At 69.0% G+C, this 24531-nt stretch carries 25 protein-coding genes and 1 pseudogene; 5 read left to right on the top strand and 21 right to left on the bottom strand.

Going from position 1 to position 24531, the window contains the following annotated elements; translation table 11 throughout:
• The first annotated feature begins 107 nt into the window (after nt 1–107).
• The 5 genes from E5S66_RS10595 to E5S66_RS10615 all read left to right on the top strand — a co-directional run bounded on the left by E5S66_RS10595 (nt 108) and on the right by E5S66_RS10615 (nt 5169).
• A complete protein-coding gene (locus E5S66_RS10595) occupies nt 108–932 on the top strand; it encodes a GGDEF domain-containing protein (RefSeq protein ID WP_171033533.1) in 825 nt (274 codons plus the stop codon).
• 155 nt (nt 933–1087) lie between these two features.
• Complete coding sequence (locus E5S66_RS10600; protein WP_028839306.1) at nt 1088–1288, top strand: AbrB/MazE/SpoVT family DNA-binding domain-containing protein; 201 nt, start codon at nt 1088–1090, stop codon at nt 1286–1288.
• Complete coding sequence (locus tag E5S66_RS10605) at nt 1285–1683, top strand: type II toxin-antitoxin system VapC family toxin (RefSeq protein ID WP_138349177.1); 399 nt, start codon at nt 1285–1287, stop codon at nt 1681–1683. The genes E5S66_RS10600 and E5S66_RS10605 overlap by 4 nt, the downstream gene beginning before the upstream one ends.
• A gap of 39 nt (nt 1684–1722) precedes the next feature.
• Nucleotides 1723–4314: a bifunctional aconitate hydratase 2/2-methylisocitrate dehydratase gene (acnB, locus tag E5S66_RS10610; protein ID WP_138349178.1), complete on the top strand. Its 2592-nt coding sequence runs from the start codon at nt 1723–1725 to the stop codon at nt 4312–4314.
• Between the two features lie 534 nt (nt 4315–4848).
• Nucleotides 4849–5169 (top strand): DUF3817 domain-containing protein, encoded by a 321-nt coding sequence (locus tag E5S66_RS10615; RefSeq protein WP_138349179.1) that lies wholly within the window; start codon nt 4849–4851, stop codon nt 5167–5169.
• 150 nt (nt 5170–5319) lie between these two features.
• On the opposite strand, the pseudogene E5S66_RS10620 reads toward E5S66_RS10615, so the two are convergent.
• From E5S66_RS10620 to fliM, 21 genes and pseudogenes are all read right to left on the bottom strand, one after another.
• Nucleotides 5320–7305 (bottom strand): annotated as a pseudogene (locus tag E5S66_RS10620) (chemotaxis protein CheW); the annotation flags it as partial.
• A gap of 17 nt (nt 7306–7322) precedes the next feature.
• Complete coding sequence (locus E5S66_RS10625) at nt 7323–7688, bottom strand: response regulator (RefSeq protein WP_028839310.1); 366 nt, start codon at nt 7686–7688, stop codon at nt 7323–7325.
• Entirely contained in the window at nt 7685–7963 is a 279-nt protein-coding gene (locus E5S66_RS10630; protein ID WP_051246973.1) for an STAS domain-containing protein, read from the bottom strand. The genes E5S66_RS10625 and E5S66_RS10630 overlap by 4 nt, the downstream gene beginning before the upstream one ends.
• A gap of 116 nt (nt 7964–8079) precedes the next feature.
• Nucleotides 8080–8970 (bottom strand): chemotaxis protein CheW, encoded by an 891-nt coding sequence (locus E5S66_RS10635; protein ID WP_171033534.1) that lies wholly within the window; start codon nt 8968–8970, stop codon nt 8080–8082.
• A complete protein-coding gene (locus E5S66_RS10640; RefSeq protein ID WP_138349182.1) occupies nt 8967–9731 on the bottom strand; it encodes a ParA family protein in 765 nt (254 codons plus the stop codon). The genes E5S66_RS10635 and E5S66_RS10640 overlap by 4 nt, the downstream gene beginning before the upstream one ends.
• Nucleotides 9731–10642, bottom strand: coding sequence for a flagellar motor protein MotD (gene motD, locus E5S66_RS10645; RefSeq protein ID WP_138349183.1), 912 nt, complete (start codon nt 10640–10642; stop codon nt 9731–9733). Before motD ends, E5S66_RS10640 begins: the two co-directional genes overlap by 1 nt.
• A 12-nt stretch (nt 10643–10654) precedes the next feature.
• The gene (locus E5S66_RS10650; RefSeq protein WP_028839313.1) at nt 10655–11395 is read right to left on the bottom strand and encodes a flagellar motor protein; all 741 of its coding nucleotides are present in this window, start codon (nt 11393–11395) and stop codon (nt 10655–10657) included.
• Nucleotides 11396–11404: 9 nt separating this feature from the next.
• Nucleotides 11405–13171 carry a chemotaxis protein CheA gene (locus E5S66_RS10655; protein WP_138349184.1) on the bottom strand — a complete coding sequence of 589 codons (1767 nt, stop codon included), beginning with the start codon at nt 13169–13171 and terminating at the stop codon, nt 11405–11407.
• A gap of 2 nt (nt 13172–13173) precedes the next feature.
• Nucleotides 13174–13791 (bottom strand): protein phosphatase CheZ, encoded by a 618-nt coding sequence (locus tag E5S66_RS10660; protein WP_028839314.1) that lies wholly within the window; start codon nt 13789–13791, stop codon nt 13174–13176.
• A complete protein-coding gene (cheY, locus tag E5S66_RS10665; protein ID WP_138349185.1) occupies nt 13788–14180 on the bottom strand; it encodes a chemotaxis response regulator CheY in 393 nt (130 codons plus the stop codon). Before cheY ends, E5S66_RS10660 begins: the two co-directional genes overlap by 4 nt.
• Nucleotides 14181–14278: 98 nt before the next feature.
• Nucleotides 14279–15031 carry an RNA polymerase sigma factor FliA gene (locus E5S66_RS10670; protein WP_425472211.1) on the bottom strand — a complete coding sequence of 251 codons (753 nt, stop codon included), beginning with the start codon at nt 15029–15031 and terminating at the stop codon, nt 14279–14281.
• The gene (locus E5S66_RS10675; RefSeq protein WP_138349186.1) at nt 15028–15885 is read right to left on the bottom strand and encodes a MinD/ParA family protein; all 858 of its coding nucleotides are present in this window, start codon (nt 15883–15885) and stop codon (nt 15028–15030) included. The genes E5S66_RS10670 and E5S66_RS10675 overlap by 4 nt, the downstream gene beginning before the upstream one ends.
• A complete protein-coding gene (gene flhF / locus E5S66_RS10680) occupies nt 15872–17380 on the bottom strand; it encodes a flagellar biosynthesis GTPase FlhF (RefSeq protein ID WP_138349187.1) in 1509 nt (502 codons plus the stop codon). The genes E5S66_RS10675 and flhF overlap by 14 nt, the downstream gene beginning before the upstream one ends.
• Before the next feature lie 37 nt (nt 17381–17417).
• Entirely contained in the window at nt 17418–19445 is a 2028-nt protein-coding gene (gene flhA, locus E5S66_RS10685) for a flagellar biosynthesis protein FlhA (RefSeq protein WP_425472214.1), read from the bottom strand.
• A gap of 59 nt (nt 19446–19504) precedes the next feature.
• The gene (gene flhB, locus E5S66_RS10690; protein ID WP_138349189.1) at nt 19505–20647 is read right to left on the bottom strand and encodes a flagellar biosynthesis protein FlhB; all 1143 of its coding nucleotides are present in this window, start codon (nt 20645–20647) and stop codon (nt 19505–19507) included.
• Between the two features lie 6 nt (nt 20648–20653).
• Nucleotides 20654–21442, bottom strand: a complete 789-nt coding sequence (gene fliR, locus E5S66_RS10695; RefSeq protein WP_138349190.1) for a flagellar biosynthetic protein FliR — start codon at nt 21440–21442, stop codon at nt 20654–20656.
• A gap of 9 nt (nt 21443–21451) precedes the next feature.
• The gene (locus E5S66_RS10700; RefSeq protein ID WP_028839320.1) at nt 21452–21721 is read right to left on the bottom strand and encodes a flagellar biosynthetic protein FliQ; all 270 of its coding nucleotides are present in this window, start codon (nt 21719–21721) and stop codon (nt 21452–21454) included.
• A 13-nt stretch (nt 21722–21734) separates the two neighbouring features.
• Nucleotides 21735–22541 carry a flagellar type III secretion system pore protein FliP gene (gene fliP / locus E5S66_RS10705; protein WP_138349191.1) on the bottom strand — a complete coding sequence of 269 codons (807 nt, stop codon included), beginning with the start codon at nt 22539–22541 and terminating at the stop codon, nt 21735–21737.
• Entirely contained in the window at nt 22538–22939 is a 402-nt protein-coding gene (gene fliO, locus E5S66_RS10710) for a flagellar biosynthetic protein FliO (RefSeq protein ID WP_425472215.1), read from the bottom strand. The genes fliP and fliO overlap by 4 nt, the downstream gene beginning before the upstream one ends.
• 241 nt (nt 22940–23180) lie before the next feature.
• Complete coding sequence (fliN, locus tag E5S66_RS10715; RefSeq protein ID WP_028839323.1) at nt 23181–23537, bottom strand: flagellar motor switch protein FliN; 357 nt, start codon at nt 23535–23537, stop codon at nt 23181–23183.
• On the bottom strand, nt 23534–24529 hold the full coding sequence (fliM, locus tag E5S66_RS10720; protein ID WP_028839324.1) for a flagellar motor switch protein FliM: 996 nt from the start codon (nt 24527–24529) through the stop codon (nt 23534–23536). Before fliM ends, fliN begins: the two co-directional genes overlap by 4 nt.
• Nucleotides 24530–24531: the final 2 nt, after the last annotated feature.

A 24531-nucleotide genomic window follows, 5' to 3' on the forward strand; every position in this document is an offset into this window, starting at 1 on the left:
ATGCGTGGCGGCGTCCGCGTGCATCCGGACGCTGAAAAAAGCGGGGGTCCCCGCGACATCTTGCGGTTCCAATGTTAAGCCGGATTGAAAAGAGGCGAGGTTCGGTGATGAAACCCACGCGGGCAATCCACTTCAAGACCGGTCCACGTGCCGGCGCAGTGCTGGCGGTGTTGCTGGCAGCGCCACCCACGCACGCCGCGGGCGGGCAGGGCAGCAGCGTGTGGCCGTGGGCACTCTTGCTGTTCGCGCTGTCGGGGGCCGGGGCCGCGTGGGTCTGGGGCCTGCGTGAGCGCCGTGAGCGCGAGCGCCTGCAGCGGCAGCTGGACGAATACGCCACCAGCATGCGCCAGCAGGGCGAACAGCTGCAGGCGGCGCGGCGGGAACGCGAAGGACTGGTCGAGCGCCTGCAGCAGCAGGCGGTGGAGTTCGGCCGCCAGGCCCATGAGGACGGCCTGACCGGGCTGCCCAACGGGCGCGCGTTCGACGAGGGCTTCGCCCATCATTTCGCCCGCTCCAAGCGGCATGGGCAGGCGCTGAGCCTGATGCTGCTGGACCTCGACCACATCCGCCAGATCAACGACAACTGGTCGCATGCGATCGGCGATGAGGTGCTGGCCGAAGCCGCGCGGCTGCTGCGCTCGGTCTGCCGCACCTCCGACCTGCCGGCGCGGCTGGGCGGCGATGCCTTCGCGGTGATCCTCACCGATACCGACATGGAAGGCGCCAAGCGCTTCAGCCAACGCCTGCACGCCGCCTTCGCCAGCTGCAGGAGTTGGCATACCGCCGCGGCCGGCCCGAACTACGTCAGCTTCAGCGCCGGCCTGGTGCAGCTGGGCGAGGACGACATGGCTCCGGCGCAGCTGCGCCAGCGCGCCGACCGGGCGCTGTACCTGGCCAAGCACGCGGGCGGCGCCCGCACCAGCCTGGGCTGAATTCGCGCGGGGCAGGGCGGTTTCGTGGCGGCTGGCAGATCGAGCGGGTGACCGTATGGCGTGAGGTGCCGGCCGGGCTTCCGCTTGCCGGGCGGTTTAGAGTATGCATCGAAAAGTATGTATAATTCTGGCCTACCCAAAGCGCAGGGCTACCCATGGAAGCCACCGTCGCGGAGCGCGGCCAGATCACCCTGCCGAAGGCGGTGCGTGATGCCTTGGGGCTGACCAAGGGCAGCGTGCTCAAGGTCGAGCTGGACGGCGGCCGCATCGTCCTGAGCAAGCATGTCGACGACGCCATTTCGCGGGTGCGCGGCAAATTCGCGCTGGACGCCGGCGGCAAGGGCAAGCCCGCGTGATTGCCGTCGATGCGCCGGTGCTGGTCGAACTGCTGGCCGATGGGGCCCATGCCGACGCGGTGGAAACGACCCTGCGCCAAGCGCTGGGCGCCGGCCGGGTGGTGGTCAGCGACGCCGCATTGGCGCAGCTGTCCGCCGCGCTGCGCAACGGCGCCGACGCGCTGGCCGCGCTGGAGGAAATGGGCATCCATTACAGCGCGGTGGAAGCCAAGTCGGCGCTGCGCGCCGGCGAGATGCAGCGTCGCCAGCGCCAGCGCGGCGGCGAAGCGCGCCCGATTTCCGATTTTCTGGTCGGCGCCCACGCACTGCTGCAGTGCGATGCGCTGATCACGTTCGACGCCGAGTTCCATCGCGATTACTTCAAGGGTTTGAAGTTGATCGTCCCCCGGGACTGACGGCCCTCTCCACACGTAGTACCTGCCAAGGAAACCCCCATGCTCGCCGCCTACCGCCAACACGAAGCCGAACGCGCCGCCCTCGGCATCCCCGCGCTGCCGTTGACCCCGCAGCAGACCGCCGACCTGATCGAACTGCTGAAGAACCCGCCCGCAGGCGAGGGTGCATTCCTGCTCGACCTGCTGGTGAACCGCGTGCCCGCCGGCGTGGACGATGCCGCCAAGGTCAAGGCCAGCTACCTGGCCGCGCTGGCGTTCGGCAGCGAGGTCAACCCGCTGATCCCGCGCGCGCGCGCCACCGAACTGCTGGGCACCATGCTGGGCGGCTACAACGTGGCGCCGCTGGTGCAGCTGCTGGACGACGCCGAACTGGGCGGCGTGGCCGCCAACGCGCTCAAGCACACCCTGCTGGTGTTCGATGCCTTCCACGACGTGCAGGACAAGGCCAAGGCCGGCAATGCCAACGCGCAGGCCGTGCTGCAGAGCTGGGCCGACGCCGAGTGGTTCACCAGCAAGCCGGAAGTGCCGCAGAGCCTGACCATCACCGTGTTCAAGGTGCCGGGCGAAACCAATACCGATGACCTGTCGCCGGCGCCGGACGCCACCACCCGCCCGGACATTCCGATGCACGCGCTGGCGATGTTGAAGAACAAGCGCCCCGATGCGCCGTTCGTGCCGGAGGAAGACGGCAAGCGCGGCCCGATCGGCGCCATCCTCAAGCTCAAGGAAAAGGGCCATACCGTGGCCTACGTGGGCGACGTGGTCGGCACCGGCTCCAGCCGCAAGTCCGCCACCAACAGCGTGCTGTGGTGGACCGGCAACGACATTCCGCACATCCCCAACAAGCGTGATGGCGGCGTCTGCCTGGGCAGCAAGATCGCGCCGATCTTCTACAACACGATGGAAGACGCGGGCGCGCTGCCGATCGAGCTGGACGTCTCGCAGATGAACCACGGCGACGTGATCGAGCTGCGTCCGTACGAAGGCAAGGCGCTGAAGGACGGCAAGGAAATCGCCAGCTTCGAGCTGAAGTCGGAAGTGCTGCTGGACGAAGCCCGCGCCGGCGGCCGCATCCCGCTGATCATCGGCCGCGGCCTGACCGCCAAGGCACGCGAAGCGCTGGGCCTGCCGGCGACCGACCTGTTCCGCCTGCCGGTGGTGCCGCCGGATACCGGCAAGGGCTTCACCCTGGCGCAGAAGCTGGTCGGCCGAGCCTGTGGCCTGGCGGAAGGCAAGGGCATGCGCCCGGGCACCTACTGCGAGCCGAGGATGACCTCGGTGGGCAGCCAGGACACCACCGGCCCGATGACCCGCGACGAGCTGAAGGACCTGGCCTGCCTGGGCTTCAGCGCCGATCTGGTGATGCAGAGCTTCTGCCACACCGCGGCCTATCCGAAGCCGGTCGACGTGAAGACCCACCACACTCTGCCGGATTTCATCTCCACCCGCGGCGGCGTGTCGCTGCGTCCGGGTGACGGCATCATCCACAGCTGGCTCAACCGCATGCTGCTGCCCGATACCGTGGGCACCGGCGGTGACAGCCACACCCGTTTCCCGATCGGCATTTCGTTCCCGGCCGGCTCCGGCCTGGTGGCGTTCGCTGCCGCCACCGGGGTGATGCCGCTGGACATGCCGGAATCGGTGCTGGTCCGCTTCAAGGGCGAGATGCAGCCGGGCGTGACCCTGCGCGACCTGGTCCATGCGATCCCGCTGTACGCGATCAAGGCCGGCCTGCTGACCGTCGAGAAGAAGGGCAAGAAGAACATTTTCTCCGGCCGCATCCTCGAGATCGAAGGCCTGCCCAACCTGAAGATCGAGCAGGCGTTCGAGCTGGCCGACGCGTCCGCCGAGCGTTCCGCCGCAGCCTGCACGGTGCGCCTGGACAAGGCGCCGATCATCGAATATCTGACCAGCAACGTGACGCTGCTGAAGTGGATGATCGCGGAGGGTTATGCGGATGCCCGCACCCTGCAGCGCCGCATCGAGAAGATGGAGGCCTGGCTTGCCGATCCGCAGCTGCTGGAGGCCGATGCCGATGCAGAGTACGCAGCGGTCATCGAAATTGATTTGGCCGAGATCCACGAGCCGATCGTCTGCTGCCCGAACGACCCGGACGATGCCAAGACCCTGTCCGACGTGGCCGGCGCGCACATCGATGAAGTGTTCATCGGCTCGTGCATGACCAACATCGGGCACTTCCGCGCCGCGGCCAAGCTGCTGGAAGGCAAGCGCGACATCCCCACGCGGTTGTGGATCGCGCCGCCCACCAAGATGGATGCCGCCGAGCTGACCAACGAAGGTCACTACGGGACTTTCGGCGCGGCTGGCGCGCGCATGGAGATGCCGGGCTGCTCGCTGTGCATGGGCAACCAGGCGCAGATCCGCGAGGGCAGCACCGCGATGTCCACCTCGACCCGCAACTTCCCCAACCGCCTGGGCCGCAACACCAATGTGTATCTGGGTTCGGCGGAGCTGTCGGCGATCTGCGCGCGGCTGGGCCGCATCCCGACCCGCGAGGAGTACCTGGCCGACATCGGCGTGGTCAACGCGAACGGCGATGCGATCTACCGCTACATGAACTTCGACCAGATCGCGGATTACCAGCAGGTGGCGGCGACGGTCGCGGCGTAAGCGTTCTCCGTTCCACTTGGGACAAGCAAACGCCCGGCAGTGCCGGGCGTTTGTTGTTTGGCGGCTGGTGGTCATGTGAGCAGAGAGCGGGCTGTCCTGGTTTCCCGAAGCGTTCCCCGCCGGGCAGGCGCTGCTGCGAATGTCCCCCGGCATCGGCGTGGACGCCGCTGCCTCCTCCTTGATTTCGCAGCAGCGCCTGCCCGGCGGGGAACGTCACGGAGTTCCGTGGCGGCGGATGGGAAGAGCGTGCTTCTTTCCTGATGGCGGGTTTGTTTGGCACTTGCCCTGGCAATTCCCAGAATCGCGAAACCATCGGGTGCGCGCGGTGGCGGGTGGGTGCGGCGCCGAAATCAAGGAGGAGGCAGCGGCGCCTGCGCCGGTGCCGGGGGACATTCGGCGCTGCGCCTGCCCGCCACCGCGCGCTGCGATAAGCGCCGTGAGAAACGCGCAAACCGCAATCGACGGCACAGTCATGCCATCCCGAACAAGGTATGGTGTGCGGCCCTTCGCCCGACCACGCCCGCGCATTCCGCAATGACGACCAAACCACTGCTCGCCCCTTCCGGAAAACTGTTTGTCGCCATCGCGTTGATCGAAGCGTTGACCTGGACCGGGTTGCTGGTCGGCATGTACCTGAAGTACGTCAGCGGCACCACCGATCTGGGCGTGTGGCTGTTCGGGCGCCTGCACGGCGCGGCGTTCCTGGCTTACGTGGTGATCTGTTTCATCGTCGGTTCGCGGCTGCGCTGGCCGATGTGGGCGCTGCTGCTGGCCGTGCTGGCGGCGATCCCGCCGCTGGTCACCTGGCCGCTGGAACTCTGGTATCGGCACCGCGGGCTGCTGTCCAACCGTTGAAGCCACGCGCCTCGCGGCGCTGCCGCGAGACGTTGCGCGCGCGGGTCAGGCGACCTTGCGCACGCGCTTGGACAGCTCGATGACCTTGGCCATCTCGCCCTGCAGGTATTCCTCGGTGATCGCCACGGGCGCGGCCTGGGTCTTGGTGGACAGGCTGCCCACGTCCACGATCAGCGCCACCCGGCCATCGCCGAGGATGGTGGCACCGGCCACGCCGGCGATGCGGCGGTAGTTGCGCTCCAGGTTCTTCACCACCACCTGCTGCTGGCCCAGCAGCTCGTCCACTTCCAGCGCCAGCCGCTGGCCCTGGCTTTCCACCACCACCGCGATCGGCTGGGCTTCGGTGCGGGTGGCGGGCAGGCCGTAATGGTTGGCGAGGTCGAGCAGCGGCACGTAGTCCTCGCGCACGCGCAGCAGGCGCGAGTCGCCGGCCACCGTCTTGATGTGGTCGGCCGCGGGCTGCAGCGATTCCACCACCACGTTCAGCGGCAGGATGAAGACTTCGCCGCCCACCGCCACGGTCATGCCGTCGAGGATGGCCATGGTCAGCGGCAGGCGGATCGAGACGGTGGTGCCTTCGCCGTGGCGGCTGCGGATTTCCACCTGGCCGCCCAGCGCGTTGATGTTCTTGCGCACCACGTCCATGCCGACGCCGCGGCCGGACAGATCGGTGAGCGCTTCGGCGGTGGAGAAACCGGGTGCGAACACCAGATCCCACACCTGCGCGTCGGTGGGATTTTCCGGCAGTGGGATGCCGCGCTCGGTGGCCTTGGCCAGGATCCGCTCGCGGTTGAGGCCGCGGCCGTCGTCACCCACTTCGATGATGATGTGGCCACCCTGATGCGCGGCCGACAGGGTCACCGTGCCGGCCTCGGGCTTGCCGGCGGCGATGCGCTGCTCGGTGGTTTCCAGGCCGTGGTCGATGGCATTGCGCACCAGGTGCACCAGCGGGTCGACGATCTTCTCGATCACGCCCTTGTCGAGCTCGGTGCCTTCGCCGGAGGTCTTGAGGTTGACCTTCTTGCCCAGCCGCGAGGCGATGTCGCGCACCATCCGCGGGAAGCGGCTGAAGGCGAAATCCACCGGCAGCATGCGCACCGACATCACCGCTTCCTGCAGGTCGCGGGTGTTGCGGTCGAGCTGGCCGAGACCGGCCAGCAGCTGCTCGTGCAGGCCGGGGTCGAGTTCGGCCGAGCGCTGGGCCAGCATGGCCTGGGTGATGACCAGCTCGCCGACCAGGTTGATCAGCGCATCGACCTTGTCGACCGCCACGCGGATGGTGGTTTCGCCGGCGTCATGGCGGGCGTTGCTTGCAGCTGCCGCAGGCGCGGCGCTGGCAGGTGCGGGCACTTCCGCCGCGGCAGGCACGGCGGCGGCCACCGGCGCGGCAGGCGGCGTCGCTGCAGGAGCTGCGGCGGCCGCTAGCGGTTCGATATTGAGGGTGCACTGGTCCTCGACCCACGCGAACGTGTCTTCGATGGCCGAGCGCTTGACGTTGCCGATCAGCTGCAGGTCCCAGGCCAGCCAGGCTTCGAACGGATCGAGTTCGGCGAACGGCGGCAGTGCGTCGTCGCGGCAGGCGACCTTCAGTTCGCCCAGCTGCTCCAGTTCACGCAGCATACGCAGCGGGTCGTTGCCGCTGAGGAACAGCGAGCGCTCCGGCTCGAAGCTGATCGACCAGCCCTGCGGGTCGGCGCTCGCAGCCGGTGCGGCGGCCGCCGCGATCGGCGCGGCGATGTCGGCAGCGGCGCCTGCGCCCGACAGCAGGCGCTCCAGCTCGGCGCGCGCGCGCGCCAGCATGGCCTGGTCGATGGCGTCGCCGTGTTCGGCTGCGGCCAGCAGCATGCGCAGCGCATCCACCGAGCCCAGCAGGGCGCTGATGGCCACGCCCTCGAGCGTGCGCTTGCCGCTGCGGGCTTCGTCCAGCAGGGTTTCCAGCAGGTGGGTCAGGTCGGCGATGGCGGTGAAGCCGAAGGTGGCGCTGCCGCCCTTGATCGAATGCGCGGCGCGGAACACCACGTGGATGGTGTCGCCGCCGCCGCCGCCGGATTCCATGTCCAGCAGTCCGGCTTCCATGGCGGCGAGGTTTTCGCGGCTTTCTTCGAAGAAGGTGGCGTGGAAGCGGGTGATATCCATGGATGCCCCGAGACGGCTTAGCCGAGAACCTTGCGAACGGTGGCGAGCAGCTGCTCGGGATCGAACGGCTTGACCAGCCAGCCGGTGGCACCGGCGGCCTTGCCTTCGCTCTTCTTGTCGACGCCGGACTCGGTGGTGAGCATCAGCAGCGGGGTGAACTTGTAGCTGGGCAGGGCGCGCAGCTGGCGGATCAGTTCGATCCCGTCCATCCGCGGCATGTTGACGTCGGTGATCACCGCGTCGAACTTCTGCGTCTTGGCCACTTCCAGCGCGGCAATGCCGTCCTCCGCTTCCTTGACGTTGTAGCCGCCGCCGGACAGGGCGAAGGCCACCATCTGGCGCATGGAGGTGGAATCGTCGACGATCAGAAGGTTTGCACTCACGCGGTGTCTCCGGGGGCGGGATCGACACCCAGGCTGGCCGCGAGCGCGAGCTGGCGCGCGGCTTCCACCAAGGTGGGAGAGGGAAGGGTAATGGTGGTGACGCGGCCGCGCGCGGCGCGGTCCCGCATGAAGGCGTGCAGCAGCTGCAGCCCGGCAGTGTGCACGCGGCGCACCTCGGCGCCGGACAGTTCCAGCACTTCGTCGTCGAAGTGCGACTGCAGCGCCGCTTGCAGGTCGGCGACCTGTTCGATGCCGAGGTCGGCTTGCAGTGACAATGGCATTGGACGTCTCGTGAGGGGCTTGATCCCGGACTGTTTAACGGCGCGGAGCGCCGCGACTTGAGGGGGGCGGAACGAACTGCGCGTCAGTGCACAGTTTGCACTGCCCGGCCTCAGTCGAACACCACGCGTGCATCCAGCAGCACGGTGGGCGGTGCGCCCGGCGTGCGTGCGATGCCCATGCCGATGCGGTCGCGCACGCCGGGAGGCGGCGGCTCGATCTGCGGGGTGTCGAGGGTGACCACGTCGGTGACCGCGGTCACCATCAGGCCCACCAGCTCGTCCTGGTGTTCCAGCACCACGATGCGGGCGCGTTCGTCGGGCTCGACCGGCCTGCGGCGCAGCCAGCGGCCAAGGTCATGCACCGGCACCACCCGGCCGCGCAGGTTCATGACCCCCAGCAGCGACGGCACCGCGCCACGCACCGCGATCACCGGCGCCAGCCGCACCACTTCCTGCACCCGCAGCAGCTCCACCGCATAGCGGTCGTCGCCGACCGCCACCCGCAGCCAGCGCTGGCCGATCGGCGCGGCGACCGCCACCCGGTCCTCCTCGGGCTCGGCCATCGGCGGCATGGGCGTCGGTGCACGCGCGGCGGGGATGGCCTGCTGCAGGGGCTGCGATGCCGCCTCGGGGCCGGCGCAGATCGCGGCGTCGGCGGGCGACGGCTGCACGTGATCGAACACCACGTCGTCGTCTGGCCAGGCGTCGACGTCCGGCTCGGGAAGATCGCACGCATCGGCTTCGGGCAGCGCATCGACGCCGGTGGCGGCCTCGGCTTCCATCGCGACGGGTCGTTGCGGTGCGTCCGCGCACCCGGCGTCCGACGCCGGCGATACTTCAGGTTCCGGTTCGGCCAGCGCGGTGGGCGCTTCGACCGCGGGCGCCGACGGCGATGGCGACGGCGATGGCGACAGCGGCATCGCCAGCAGCGAGTCGACGTAGGCATCGACCATCGCGCCGTCGTCCTGCTGGCTGGCCAGGATGGTTGCCTGCGTGCTCATGCGGCCTCCTGTTCGGCGGGGGCGGTGTCCAGCAGCCATTGCATGGCGTGTTCGTAGGCGGCCAGTCCGCGCCCGTACATGTGCTCGCGGCTGCCCAGCGCATCGGCATCGCGCAGGCGCGTGTCGACCGGGATGGGATGCGGGCAAGCGCTGGCGCCGGGGTGCGCCTGCAGCTGTTCCAGCGTCTGCTGCCCGGTGCGCGTGCGCTTGTCGAACAGGGTGGGCAGGATCTGCCGCAGCAGCGGGCGGGCGCGCGAACGCTCCACCATCGCCGCGGTATGCAGCATGCCGGCCAAGCCGTGCAGCGCCAGCGGATCGGTCTGGGTGGGCACGATCAAGCGGTCGCAGGCGGCCAGTGCGTTGACCAGCAGCAGGCCAAGCGTGGGCGGGCAGTCCAGCAGGGCGTAGTCGTGGCCGTCGGGTTCGGCCTGCAGCGCCCGCCCCAGCGCAAGGCCGAGGCCGGGCTGGGTGGCGCTGCGCCGTTCCAGCGTGGCCATGGCCGGCTGCGCGGCGACCAGATCGATGCCCGGGTAGCCGCTGGGCCGGGCGACCTCGGAAATATTCTTGTCGTTGAACAGCTCGTAGGTGCCCACCGGCGGCGGCTCGGTGGGCACGCCGAAGGCGCGGGTCAGCGAGCCGTGCGGATCAAGGTCCACCAGCAGCACGCGGTTGCCGGCATCGGCCAGGCTGCGCCCCAGGCACAGCGTGCTGGTGGTCTTGCCTACCCCGCCTTTCTGGTTGGCGATCGCCCACACGCGCATCACTGCTTGCTCCCGATTGCGGCCGCGGTGCCGGCGGGCTGGGCCGCGCCGCGCATGTCCAGGCCTTCCATCACGCTGTCGACCCCGCGCGAACTGGCAAGGATCACCAGTTCCACCCGCCGGTTGGCGCTGCGGCCGGCCACGGTGCCATTGTCGGCGATCGGCTGGTATTCGCCATAGCCCATCGACGCCAGCCGCTCCGGCGCAATGCCGGAATCGATCAGCTCGTAGACCACATTGGTGGCGCGTTCCGCCGACAGGTCCCAGTTGGAGCGGAACTGCGCGGTGCGGATCGGCTGGTTGTCGGTATAGCCCTCCACCCGCACTGCGTTCGGCGCCTTGCGCAGCACGCCGGCAAGCTGGCGGATGGTGCCCAGCGCGGTGGCGCTGGGGGTGGCGACGCCGCTGGCGAACAGCAGGTCGCTCTGGATTTCCACCGCCAGGAAGTTCGCGCCGCGGCGCACCCGCACCAGGCCGCTGGCGACCAGGCCGGACAGGGCCTTTTCGATCTCGTCGCCCAGCGCCTGCAGCTGCGCCTGGCTGGCCTGGGCATTGGCGGCGGTCGCTGCCTGGTTCTGCTGTTCGCGCCGGCTGACCGGCATCGGCACCTCGACGCGGCTGGGCTGGGCCGGGCCGCGGCGCGCGCCGGTGTCGATCACCGAAGGATGGTCGAAGTCGCCGCCGCGCAGCTGCACCTGGCCAACCTGGACCGGCTTGATCGAACGCGGCGGGCCGCCGAACGCGGCGGAGAGAGAGTCCGCCACGACCCGATACTTGCCCTCGTTGAGCGAGGAGATCGCGTACATCACCACGAAGAACGCCAGCAGCAGGGTGAGCAGGTCGGCATACGGGATCGCCCACGCTTCGTGGTTGAGGTGATCTTCGTGCTGGTGGCTGGGGCGGCGGGCCATGGCTGCGGCCCCTCAGTGCAGGAAGCCGTTGAGGCGGCTTTCGAGGTTGCGCGGGTTCTCGCCTTCGGCGATCGCGATCAGGCCTTCGATCAGCATTTCACGCTCGACCTGCTGGCGATGGATCACGCCCTTGAGCTTGGAACACATCGGCAGGAACATCAGGTTGGCCGCGCCGATGCCGTAGATGGTGGCGGTGAACGCCGCGGCGATGCCGTGACCGAGCTTGCTGGGGTCGCTGAGGTTCTTCATCACCGCCATCAGGCCCAGCACCGCGCCGATGATGCCCATGGTCGGCGAATAGATGCCCATGCCCTCGAACACCTTGGCGGCGGCGGTGTCGCGGTGCTGCTGCGCCTGCGCCTCGATCTCCAGCATCTGCCGCATGGTTTCCGGCTCCACCCCGTCCACCACCATCTGCAGGCCCTTGCGCAGGAACGGATCGGCCAGCTGGTCGAGCACCGGCTCCAGCGCCAGCAGGCCCTGCTTGCGCGAGATGGTGCTCCATTCCACCATCCGCGCGATCAGGCCGGCATGGTCCTGCGGCGGCGGGAAGAACACCCAGCGCACGATGCCCAGCGCGCGCCGGAAGGTGTGCATGGGGGTCTGCAGCAGGATCGCGGCGATGGTGCCGACGATGACGATCATGAAGGCGGCGGGCGACCACAGGCCGGACAGGCCCGCGCCCTTGAGGATGCTGCCGCCTACAAGGGCGACCAGTCCGAGGATCGCGCCGATGACACTGAGGATATCCATATGTCCACGCTAACGGCTGCGCGCGGTGGCGCTTGAGCCGCGCTGCGCGGATTCGAGCAGTGCGTCCACATCCAGGATCAACGCCATGCGGCCGTCGCCGACCAGGCTGGCGCCGGCGTAACCGGGCAGTCCGCGCAGGCTGCGCGGCAGCGCCTTGATGACCACTTCCTCGCGGCCCAGCACATGGTCCACCAGCATGCAGAAGCGCTGTTCGCCGGCCTGCAGCACCACCCCGCGGGTGGCATCGGTCACGCCCTTGCCCTTGCCCAGCCACTCGCGCAGCGACAGCACCGGCAACGGACGTTCGCGCAGGTCGAGGATCTTCTGCCCGTCCATCCACATCACCTGGCTGTCGTCATGGGTGACCACTTCGATCACCCGCACCAGCGGCAGCGCATAGACGTCGTCATCCAGTTCCACCAGCAGGGTGGGCAGGATGGCCAGGGTCAGCGGCACGCGGATGATGAAGCGCGAGCCGCGGCCCAGTTCCGACTGGATCTGCACCTGGCCGGACAGCTCGCGGATCTTGGACTGCACCACGTCCATGCCGACCCCGCGCCCGGACAGGTCCGAGACCTCGGTACGGGTGGAGAAACCCGGCAGGAACAGCAGCGACAGGCACTCGTCCTCCGACAGCCGGCCGGCGCTTTCGCTGTCGATCAGGCCCTTGCGGATGGCGCTGCGGCGGATCGTCTCGGCGTCGATGCCGGCACCGTCGTCGCTGACCTCGATGGCGACGTGGTCGCCTTCCTGCTGCGCGGCCAGGCGCACCCGGCCCTGTTCCGGCTTGCCGATCGCGCGGCGCACCGCGGGCATTTCGATGCCATGGTCGATGGCGTTGCGCACCAGGTGCACCAGCGGGTCGGCCAGTGCTTCAACCAGATTGCGGTCGAGCTCGGTGTCGCCGCCTTCGACCACCAGCTCCACCTGCTTGTCGAGCTGGCGCGCGACGTCGCGGGCGAGCTTGGGGAAACGGGTGAACACCCGGCTGACCGGCTGCATGCGCGCCGACATCACCGCGCCCTGCAGGCGCGCGGTGACGGTATCGAGCGCAGTCACCGCGCGGTCGAGATGTTCGTCGTGCAGATCCGGCCGCAGCGTCTTCAGCCGGTTGCGCGCCAGCACCAGTTCGCCGACCAGGTTGACCAGCGCGTCCAGCCGGCGCACGTCGACGCGGACGGTGTGTTCGGCCTCGGCGGTTGCTAGCGCGGGTTTTTCCGTCGCCGCAGGTTTGGCCGGCGCGGGTTTGGGCGCCGGTGCCGGTTTCGGCGGTGGCGGCGGCGCGGCGCCGGGGATGGCGCCCTCGCCGTGCAGGCTGTCCAGCAGGGCGTCGAAGTCGAGGTCGTCAAGGTCGTCCGGCATGTCGAACGCCGCTTCGGCCACCGGCGCGGGCGCTGCGTCGGCGCCGCGCACCTGCTGCAGCAGAGCGGGATCGACTTCGTCCAGCTCCTCGCCGCGGCTCAGCCCGTCGAGCATGTCCAGCAGGATGTCCACCGCGCGCTGGGCGCCGTCGAAGGCGGCGGCGTCGAGTTCGCAGGTGCCGCTGCGGGCGGCGTCGATGCGGTCCTCGAAGGCGTGGCACAGGTGCACCATCGGCGGCAGGTCGAGGAAGCCCGCGCCGCCCTTGATGGTGTGGAAACCGCGGAACACGGCGTCCAGCGTGGCGCGGTCGCCGGGCTGCTGCTCCAGCGCCACGACCTGTTCGCCGAGGCGATCGAGGATTTCGCGCGCTTCGACCAGGAAGTCCGCGCGGGCGTCGTAGCCGTCCGCCGACATGGTCAGATCCCGAGATCGGCCAGCAGGTCGTTGGCCTCGTCCTGGGTGGCCGCCGGCGCGTCGACGCCGGAAACCGCCGGGCCGTTGCCCCTGCTGTCCTCGCCATGCAGCGCCTGGATGTCGCCCAGGCCGGACTGCAGCGAGCGGATCAGCTGGATCACCCGCTGGATGATCTGGCCGGTGAGGTCCTGGAAGCTCTGCGCCTCGACCATCGATGAAAGCCGCGAACGGATCGCATCGACGGTGGCCTCGTGTTCGGCGCCGATGGTGCCGAGCAGGGTGCGGCACTCGTCGGCCAGATCGAGGGTGCGCATGCTGGCTTCCTCGGTCATCTTGACCACGTGCTCCAGCCGGCTGCAGGCGTCCGGCAGGCCGCCGGCGGACGCCTTGGCGGCGGCGGGGATTCGCACGTCGATGGCGCGTTCCAGGTCGTCCAGTTCGCGCGCCAGCTTGACCAGGCTTTCCACCACCGGCTGGCGGCGCCATTCCAGCAGGGAATCCAGATGGTGCTTCCAGGCGGCGGCATCGCCTTGTTCCAGCGCCGCCATGGCGCCGTGCAGGCGCTCGATGACCTGGGCGTCGCCGGCGGGCACGGACGGCGGTCGCAGCGGCAGGCTCATGCGGCTTTCTCCATCCGTTCGAAGATCTTGGCCAGCTTGTCTTCCAGCGTGGCGGCGGTGAACGGCTTGATGATGTAGCCGTTCACGCCGGCCTGCGCCGCTTCGATGATCTGTTCGCGCTTGGCCTCGGCGGTGACCATCAGCACCGGGATCTTGGCCAGCGATTCATCGGCGCGGATCGCCTTCAACAGGTCGATGCCGGCCATGCCGGGCATGTTCCAGTCGGTCACGACGAAGTCGAACTTGGTCTTCTGCAGTTCGATCAGCGCGGTGGTGCCGTCGTCGGCCTCGGCGGTATTGGTGAAACCCAGGTCGTTGAGCAGGTTCTTGACGATGCGGCGCATGGTCGAGAAATCGTCAACGATGAGGATGCGGATGCCCTTGTCCATGGTGGATCCTGTGGATATTCGGTAACGGTAACGGTCGGCGACCGGAAATCTTGATGGTGCCGCATCCACACCGGAGATGCAGCCCCGGACGCACCGCCTCAGGCCGTTTCGGCGTCGACTTCGCTGCGCCAGTCGGTCAGCCGAGAACGCAGCCGCAGCATGGCCTGGCCGTGAATCTGGCAGACCCGCGATTCGCTGACGTTGAGCACCGCGCCGATCTCGCGCAGGTTCAGTTCCTGCTCGTAGTACAGCGACAGCACCAGCTGCTCGCGCTCGGGCAGGTTTTCGATGGCATCGCCCAGCGCACTGCGGAACGCGCCCTGCTCGAAGCGGCGGGCGGGGGTGATGTTGTCCTGCTGTTCCAGCCGCGGCTCGCCGTCGTGCTCTTCGGCGTATTCGTCCAGACTCAGCAGCTGGCCGCGCGCGGCGTCCTGCAGCACGTGGTGGTAATCGTCGACGCTCATCTCCAGCGCCTCGGCAATTTCCTGCGAGGTGGCGGCGCGGCCTTCGCGCTGTTCCACGTTGCGGGTGGCGGCAACCACGTTGCGATAGCGGCGGTGGACCGAGCGCGGCACCCAGTCGCCGGCGCGGATCGCGTCGATCATCGAGCCGCGGATGCGGATGGACGCATAGGTTTCGAAGGTGGCGCCCTGGTCCGACTGGAAGTTCCGCGCCGCTTCGATGAGGCCGATCATGCCGGCCTGGATCAGGTCGTCGATGTCGACGCTGGAGGGCAGCCGCGCCGCCAGATGGTGGGCGATCCGGCGCACCAGTTCGGCGTGGCGCGCCACGATGGCGGCGGCGTCACCGGTCTGCTGGGCGCGGTATTGGGCGGCGCCGGTATTCATCATGCACAGGCGCTCCCCTGGGCGGCGACCAGGCGCTCGGTGAAGAATTCAACGTGGCCACGCGGACCTTGCGGGGCCTGCCACTGGCCGATCTTGCGGGCGATATCGCGGAACGCCAGCGATGCGGGCGCGGTGGGGAAGGCATCGACCACCGATTCCTGCCGCTGCACCGCCAGCCGCAGCCATTCGTCGCGCGGGATGGCGCCGAGGTAGGACAGGGTGACGTCGAGGAAGCGCGAGGTCACCCGCTCCAGCTTGTCGAACACCGCGCGCCCCTCGTTGACGTTGGGCACCTGGTTGGCCAGCACCTGGATGCGGTTCACGCCGCGGTCGCGGCTGAGCACCTTGATGAGCGCGTAGGCGTCGGTGACCGAGGCGGGCTCGTCGCAGACCACCAGGATCACGTCCTGCGCGGCCTGGCAGAAGGTCAGCACGCCGTCGCTGATGCCGGCGGGCGTGTCCACGATCATCACGTCGAGCGGGATGTCGAGGTGCGAGAACGCGTTGACCAGGCCGACGTGCTGCTGCGGCAGCAGCTCGGTCATGTGGCGCTTGCCGGAGGCGGCCGGCACCACCATCAGTCCGCGCGGACCTTCGATCACGGTGTCGCGCAGCTCGCAGCGGCCAGCGAACACGTCGGCCAGAGTGAAGCGCGGCGACAGGCCCAGCATCACGTCGACATTGGCCAGCCCCAGGTCGGTATCCAGCAGCATGGTGCGCTGGCCGGCATTGACCAGCGCCATGGCGAGGTTGATCGAGGTGGTGGTCTTGCCCACGCCGCCCTTGCCACCGGTCACGGCGATCACGCGGGGCGCGGCATTGGCGTTCGCGGGGCGTTGGGACTCAAGCGGATGCATGGCGGCCTTCGTCTTGGTGGGGGCTGGCGGCGCTGTCGCGGCGCGGGAAGTCCAGGGTGCTGGCCAGTTGTTCCGCGTCGGCCAGCTCGATGTCCTCGGGTACCCGTTGGCCCGACGTGGTGTAGGCCATCGGCAGATTATGCTGCACCAGTACCGAGAGTGCCGCACCCGGGCGGATGCTTTCGTCCAGCTTGGTCAGGATCACCGCTTCCGGCGCCGCCGGGCGGTAGCGGCGCAGCAGTTCGCCGAGGTCGGCCGGGTGCGCGTTCGCCGGCAGCACCAACAGGCTGCGCACGTTGCTGGCGGCACGCACCCACAGGATCTGCCGCAGCAGGGCGCGGTCGCGCAGGCCGTAGCCGGCGGTATCGACCAGCACCAGCGGGTAGTCCGCCAATTGCTCCAGCGCGTGGGCGAGGGCTTCCGGGCCGTCGGCATCGCAGACGGTCACGCCCAGCCGGCGGCCCAGCACGTGCAGCTGTTCGCGGGCGCCGGCGCGTTCGTTGTCGGCACTGACCAGGGCCACGTCGCGGGTGCCGTGGCGCGCCGCGTAGCGGGCGGCCAGTTTGGCAATCGTGGTGGTCTTGCCGGCGCCGGTGGGGCCGAGCAGGGCGACGATGCCGCCGCGCTCCAGCAGTTCTTCGGCGGCAACCGGCAGCTCCGCGGCCAGCGCTTCGCGCAGCGGGGCGAGGATGGCTTCGGTCGGCAGGGTGGGGTCCAGTCGCTGGGCGATCCGCTGCGCCAGCGAATCGTCGCATCCGAATGCGGCCAGCGCGTCCAACGCGGCGGCGCGGGCGGGCGAACCGCGCAGGCGTTCGCTGGCGAACTGGCCCATCTCGCGCTCGATCACCTTGCGCATCGCCGCCAGTTCGGCGCGCAGCGCGGACACCGCGGGATCGGTTTCGATCACTCGCAAGGTCGGGGAGGCATCGGTGGTTGCCGGCGCCTGCGGTGCGGGGGGGGCGACGGGCGCCTGGATCGGCAGGCTCGCCACCGGCGCGGGCGCCACCTCGGCCGGTGCCGGCGGGGCGGCGGCGCGACGCAGGGCCTGGGCGAAATCGACGGGCTGGTCGGTCTGCTCATCGTCGATGCACACGTCGATGCGCGGCGCCTTCGCGGCAGCGGCGGGTTCGGGCAGCGCCAGCGCCGGGCTGGTCGCGGCGGCAGCCGGCGCGCGGGTGGGCTTGAACGCGGCCATCATCTGTTCCAGCCGGCTGCTCTGGCGTTCCGGCGGCGCGGCTTTTTCCAGCGGCGCCACTTCCACGCCGTCGATCCGGAACACCGCGCGGGCCGGCGCTTCGGCGGCAAGCGTGGGCACGTTCATGGTACGCAGGGTCTGCTGCACCAGCGCTTCGTCGTAATCGGTGGCGGCCACCACTTCCACGCCGCCTTCGGCGGCCTGGCGGCTGGACAGGATCACCGCGTCGGGGCCCTGTTCGTCGCGCACCATGCGCAGTGCGGTGCGCATGTCCGGGGCGATGAAGCGTTTGATTCTCATGGTGTCGATCCGCTATCCAGTCTGTGGAGTGCCAAGCTCAGCCAACCGCCCCCAGCAACCGCAACCGCTTGTCTTCGGGCACTTCGCCGTAGGCCAGCACCGAAAGCTGCGGCACGCTGTGGCGCACCAGCCGCGAGATCGCCGCGCGGATCCCGCCGGGGACCAGCAGGATCGCGGGTTCGCCGCGCTGTTCCTGCCGGGCCACGCACTCGCTGAGGTTCTGGTGCAGCCGCTCGGCGAGTCCGGGTTCCAACGCGGCGCCCTGGCCGCTGACCGAGTCTTGCAATATGCGTTCCAATTGCGGCGCCAGGGTGAAGACCGGCAGTTCCGGCGCCATGCCGTTGAGCTCCTGGACGATGAACGGGCCCAGCGCGGTGCGCACGGCGGCGGTCAGCACCGACGGGTCCTGGGTGTGGATGCCGTGTTCCAGCAGTGCCTCCACGATCCGGCGCATTTGCCGCAGCGGCACCTTCTCGGTCAGCAACGACTGCAGCACCCGCACGATCACCGACAGCGGCAGCAGTTTCGGCGTCAGGTCTTCGACGAGCTTGGGCGACGCCTTGCCGACGCTGCCCAGCAGCTGCTGCACTTCGTCATGGCCCAGCAGTTCGGCGGCGCGTTCGCGCACCAGATGCGACAGGTGGGTGGCGACCACGGTGCCGGCATCGACCACCGTGTAGCCCAGCGATTCGGCGTGGGCGCGCTGGCTGGGCAGGATCCAGGTGGCATCCAGCCCGAACGCCGGGTCCTTGCCGGGGATGCCTTCCAGCGGACCGAACACCCGGCCCGGGTCCAGCGCCAGCATCCGGTCCGGGTGCAGGTCGCCGCCCGCCACCGGCACCCCGTGGACGAGGACGCGGTACTGGCCGGCTGCCAGTTCGAGGTTGTCGCGTACATGCACGGCCGGGATCAGGAAGCCCAGGTCCTGGGTCAGCTTGCGGCGCACGCCCTTGAGCCGGGTCAACAGCTCGCCGCCCTGTGCCTTGTCGACCAGCGCGATCAGCTTGTAGCCCACTTCCAGGCCCAGCGGCTCCACCGGCGCCACTTCGTCCCAGCTCAGTTCCGCCACCGCGCTGGAGCCCGGCGCAGCCGATTCCTGAGCAGCGGGCGCCGCCTCGGCGTCCTCGTGTTTTTTCAGCCGCCAGGCGCCATAGCCGAGGATGCCGGCGAACAGCAGGAACGGCAGGTTGGGCATGCCCGGCACGATCCCGATCAGGCCCATCAGCGCGGCCGCCACCACCAGCGCGCGGCGCTGGCCGAACACCTGCGCGCTGACCGCCGCGCCCATTTCCTGTTCGCGGGTGGCACGGGTGACCAGCATCGCCACCGCGGTGGACACCAGCAGCGCCGGCAGCTGCGCCACCAGGCCGTCGCCGATCGCCAGCAGGGTGTAGGTCTGCATGGCATCGCCGAAGGCCATGTCGTGCTGCAGGATGCCGATCAGCACGCCGCCGATCAGGTTGATGAACAGGATCAGCAGGCCGGCGATGGCATCGCCGCGCACGAACTTGCTGGCGCCGTCCATGGAGCCGTAGAAATCGGCTTCGTTGCGCACTTCCTCGCGGCGCAGCTTGGCTTCCTCGCGGGTCAGCAGGCCGGCGTTGAGGTCGGCGTCGATCGCCATCTGCTTGCCGGGCAGGGCGTCGAGGATGAAGCGCGCCGACACTTCCGAGATGCGCCCGGAGCCCTTGGTCACCACCACGAAGTTGACGATGGTGAGGATGGCGAACACCACGATGCCGACCGCATAGCTGCCGCCGACCACGAAGTTGCCGAACGATTCGATGACGTGGCCTGCCGCGGCGCCGCCCTGGTGGCCGTGCAGCAGCACCACGCGGGTGGAGGCCACGTTCAGCGACAGCCGCAGCAGGGTGACCATCAGCAGCACGCTGGGGAATACCGAGAACTCCAGCGGGCGCTTCACGTAGACGACCGCCAACAGCACCATCAGCGACATCGCGATGTTGACGGTGAACAGGAGGTCGAGCAGGAACGGCGGCAGCGGCACCACCACCATCGACAGCATCGCCAGCACCACCACCGGCGCGGCGGCGCCGCTGCGCATCGACTGCAGCAGCGAGGACAGCGAGCTGGTGCCCTGCGCGCGGTTGTCGGGGGCGGCGCTCATCGCGGCGACTTCCCGTCATCCAGCGACGGATCCACGGCAACCGTGGCCAGCTGCGGCATCGGCCCGTGCGAAGGGTGCCAGCGGCGCAGCTGGAACACGTAGGAGAGCACCTGGGCGACGGCGGCGTAGAGCTGCACGGGGATTTCCTGATCGAGCTTGGCGTTCCGATACAAGGCGCGTGCCAACGGCGGCGCCGCGACCGTCGCCACCCGGTGCGCATTGCCGATCTCGCGGATCTTCAGCGCGATCTCGTCCACCCCCATCGCCACCACCTTGGGCGCGCGCATCCTGCCGGCCTCGTACTTCAGCGCCACCGCGTAGTGGGTGGGGTTGGTGACGATCACGTCGGCCTCGGGCACCGCTTCCATCATCCGCCGCTGCGACATCTGCCGGGCCAGCTGGCGGACCTTGCCCTTGACCTCCGGGTTGCCCTCGTTTTCCTTGTGTTCGTCGCGCAGCTCCTGCTTGGTCATCTTCAGCTTCTGCCGCCAGTTCCAGTGCTGGTAGGGCACGTCGGCCGCGGCCAGCAGGCCCATCGCGCCGACCACGGCCACCAGCACGTGCAGCATGAAGCCCATGCCCTCGGACACCGCCGCTTCCAGCGGCATCTTCTGCAGCTGCGGGATGAAGCGCAGCGCGCGATGCACCGCCCACGCGCCAATGGCGCCGATGATCAGGATGCGCAGGATCTGCCGGACCAGCTCGGCCGCGCCTTCCTGGCCGTAGGTGCGGCGCAGCCACGCCATCGGGCTGAGACGCTCGAAATTGGGCTGCAGCGCCTGGTTGCTGAACACGATACCGCCCATCGCCAACGGCGCGATGAAGCAGGCCAGCAGCGCTACTGTCAGCAGCGGCAACACCGGCAGCGCGGCACCGGCCACCAGCAGGGCGGCGTGCGGCAGCAGGCGATCGGGATGGCCGATCAGCGAGGGGTCGAAGGTCAGCGCGCCCTGCATCCAGCCCAGCGAGGTGCGCGCCATGTAGCCGCTGCTGGCCAGGATCGCGACCGCGGTGGCACCCAGCACCGCCACGTTGGCCAACTCGCGCGAACGCGGCACGTCGCCGCGCTCGCGGGCTTCGCGCAGGCGTTTGGGACTGGGGGCTTCTGTCCGGTCCTCGCGGTCCGCCGATTCACTCATTCCAACTCAACCCGTGATGGCGCGGGCGGCCTCGAATGCCTGCCCGAACAACGCCTCAACGGGGGGAAGCAATTCGCGTACCAGCACCACCAGCAGGGTCAGGCCGACCAGCAGCGCCAGCGGCATGCCGATCTGGATGGGATTGAACTGCGGCGCGGCGCGGGACAGTACGCCCACCACGATGTTGACCGCCAGCATCGCCACCGTGACCGGCAGCGACAGCAGCACGGCGGCGCGCAGGACGGTGGTGAAAAAGCCGGGAACTACCGACAAAAACGCGGAAAAATCGGCGAATGGCGCACCTATGGGCTGCATCGTGTAACTGTTGGCCAGCAGCCGGAACAGCACCAGGTGGGCGTCCAGGGTGAAGAAGATCAGGCCGAAGCACAGGTAGAACCATACCGACAGCACCGACATCTGGCTCTGGTTGGCGGGGTCGGCCATGGTTGCGAACGACAGCGCCATGTCCTGCGAGATGAACTGGCCGGCCAGGATGCCGACCTCGAACGCCAGCCGCAGCACCATGCCGATGGAAATGCCGATGGCGAATTCGCGCAGCACGTTCAACGCGGTCAGCGCGTCCACCGCCGCCGACGGCGGCACCGGCAGCATCCCGGACAGCGCCGCCGACACCGCCAGGGTGATGATCAGCCGCGCCCGCGCCGGCATGCCCTGGCCGCCGACGAAGGGCAGCACCTGCAGCGCCGCGCCGATCCGGATCGAGTGCCAGAGCACCGTGCCCAGCATCGCGAACAGGTTCACGCCCTGTGCGCTGATGAAGGTGACGTCGTCCATGCGCCGGCGTCAGCCGATCAGGTGCGGGATCTGCTGGTACAGCTCGGTGGTGAACGACACCAGCCGCCCCAGCAGGAAGTTGCCGGTCAGTGCCACCACCGCCACCAGCGCGATGACCTTGGCCACGAACGCCACGGTGGGCTCGTTGATCGAGGTGGCGGCCTGCAGGATGCCCACCACCACGCCGGTGGCCAGCACCGCCAACAGCAGCGGCATGGCCAGCAGCAGGGCCATGTACAGGCCCTGGGACAGCTGGGTGAGGGCGGTTTCCGGATTCATCGGCGGGCTCCGGTCAGATCGTGTTGAAACTGCCGGCCAGCGCGCCGACCACCAGCACCCAGCCGTCCACCAGCACGAACAGCAGGATCTTGAACGGCGCCGAGATCAGCATCGGCGACAGCATCATCATGCCCATCGACATCAGCACGCTGGCCACCACCAGGTCGATGATGACGAACGGGATGTAGATCAGGAACGCGATCTCGAACGCGGTCTTCAGCTCGCTGGTGAGGAAGGACGCGGCCAGCACCCCGAACGGCACATCCTGCGGGGTGGCGTAAGGGCCGGTGTTGGACAGGTTGGCGAAGGTCATCAGGTCGTTTTCGCGCACCTGCGCCAGCATGAAGGCGCGGAACGGCCCGGACGCCGCCTCCCAGGCGGTGCGGAAATCCATCTGCTTGTCGAGGTAGGGCGCGATGCCGGCGTTCCACGACTGGTCGAACACCGGCTGCATCACCATCACGGTGAGGAACAGCGCCAGCGCCAGCAGCACCTGGTTGGACGGCGCCTGGCCGGTGCCGAGCGCCTGCCGAAGCAGGCTGAGCACGATGATGATGCGGGTGAACGCGGTCACCCCCAGCAGCAGCGCCGGCAGCAGGGTGATGCTGGTCATCAGCAGCAGCACCTGCATCGGCATGCTGACCGGCTGGTTGCCGATCTGGCCGACGTTCACGTCCGGCAGCGACGGCGACGCGGGGGCCACTGCCGGTGCAGCTTGCGCGGCTTGCGCGGCTTGTGCGAACACGTCGCCGGCGAACAGGCAGCAGGCCAGGGCGCACAGGATCAGCAGCGTGCGCGGGCGGGGCAGGGACAGCTTCATGCCGGTTTTTTCCCGAGGCGCTGTGCCAGCAGCTGGGCGAACGGGGTCGGCTGCACCGGCGCGTCGTCGTGCAGTGGAGTTTCCAGGGTGTGCAGCAGGCGGGTGCCGGCGGCGCCGGTGCCGAGCAGCAGTTGGGTGCCGCCCACTTCCACCACCACCAGCCGCTCGCGCGCGCCCAGTCCCAGCGAACGCACCACCCGCAGGCCGGAATTGCCGCGCAGGCCGGTCATCCCCGGCATCCGCCGCGCCAGCCAGGCCAGTCCGAAGATCAGCCCCAGCACCAGTGCCAGCGCGAACAGGGTGCCGCCGATGCTGCCGGCCGCGCTGGGCGGGGACGCATGCGCCGGTTGCTGCACGGTCGCGCCGGTCTTGGCGGGCCGCGCCGGGATGCCGGCGATGGTCCTGGCCGCGGTGGCCGGCGGTGCGCTGACCGGCGCCGCGACAACGGTCGTGGCAGGGGGGGCCTGCGCATCGGTCGCGGCTGCCGCGACTGGCGCCTGCGGCTGCGCGGGTTGCATGCTTGCGGAGGCGGTATTGGCCGGAGTGCTGGCGTCCTGCACGGGTGCAGCGCCCGCGGGTGCGGGCCGCGGCGCATTCTGCGTGGGTGTGCTGCCGGGAAGTGCGGTGCTGTCCATCGGCTCAGCGCAGGCGCTTGATGCGCTCGCTGGGGCTGACCACGTCGGTCAGGCGCACGCCGAAGCGGTCGTTGACCACCACCACTTCGCCTTGCGCGATCAGGGTGTCGTTGACGTACACGTCCAGCGGTTCGCCGGCGGCGCGTTCCAGCTCCACCACCGAGCCCTGGTTGAGCTGCAGCAGGTTGCGGATCGGGATGCGCGCATGCCCGACCACCAGCGACAGGGTCACCGGCACGTCGAGGATGACGTCTAGGTTGAGGTCGTTCTTCTCGCCGGTCGCATTGGAAGTCTTGCTGGCGCTGGTGGCGGTCAACGCCTCGAACGCGGCGAGTTGGGCGGCTTCGTCGGAGGATGTCATAGCGTCGGTACCGGATTCTGGGGGGAACGGGTGGCGTGCACTTCGGTGATCTTCACCGCGTTCTTGCCGTTGTGGACGCCGAATTCGCCGGAGAACAGCGGCAGGTGTTCGACGTGCACGGGGATGTCGGGCTTGAGGTCGATCGGGATCACGTCGCCGACCTTCAGCTTGCTGAGTTCGCGCAGGCTGATCTGGCGGGTGGCGAGGGTGCTCTTCAGGTCCACCGCCACGTCCTGCAATTGCGCGTGCAGCGCGCTGGTCCAGCTCTCGTCCTTCTCGACGCGGTCGCTCTGCACGCCGGCGTCCAGCTGCTCGCGGATCGGCTCCAGCATCGACCAGGGCAGCGCCAGGTGCAGCTCGCCGCCGCCGCCCTCCAGCTCGACGTGGAAGCGGCAGACCACGATGTACTCGCGCGGGCTGATGATGTTGGCGAAGTGCGGGTTGACCTCGGAGTTCATGTACTCGAACTCCACGTTCATCACCGGCGCCCACGCCTCGGCGAAGTCGGAGAAGGTCTGCTTGAGCAGCAGCTGGATCACCCGCATCTCGGTGGGGGTGAACTCGCGGCCTTCGATGCGGGTGTGGTACTTGCCGTTGCCGCCGAAGAAGTTGTCGACCACGGTGAACACCAGGCGCGGCTCGAACATCACGATGCCGGTGCCTCGCAGCGGCTTCATCTTCACCAGGTTGATGTTGGTGGGTACCTGCAGCGAGTGCATGTATTCGCCGAAGCGGATCATGTCGATGCCGCGCACCGAAAGGTCGGCGGAGCGCCGCAGCAGGTTGAAAAGGCCGATCCGCCAGGTTCGCGCGAAGCGTTCGTTGATCATCTCCAGGGTCGGCAGGCGACCGCGGATGATCCGCTCCTGGGTGGCGAAATCGTAGGTCCGCGCCTCGCCGGGGACCGGCGGCGGTTCGACGTCGACCGCGCCCGAATCCACCCCGTGGAGGAGGGCGTCGATCTCGTCCTGGCTGAGCAGGTCGGTGGTCATCG

Origin of the sequence: Thermomonas fusca, from assembly GCF_005862345.1 — a bacterium.
In the GTDB taxonomy this organism is placed as follows: Bacteria; Pseudomonadota; Gammaproteobacteria; order Xanthomonadales; family Xanthomonadaceae; genus Thermomonas; species Thermomonas fusca.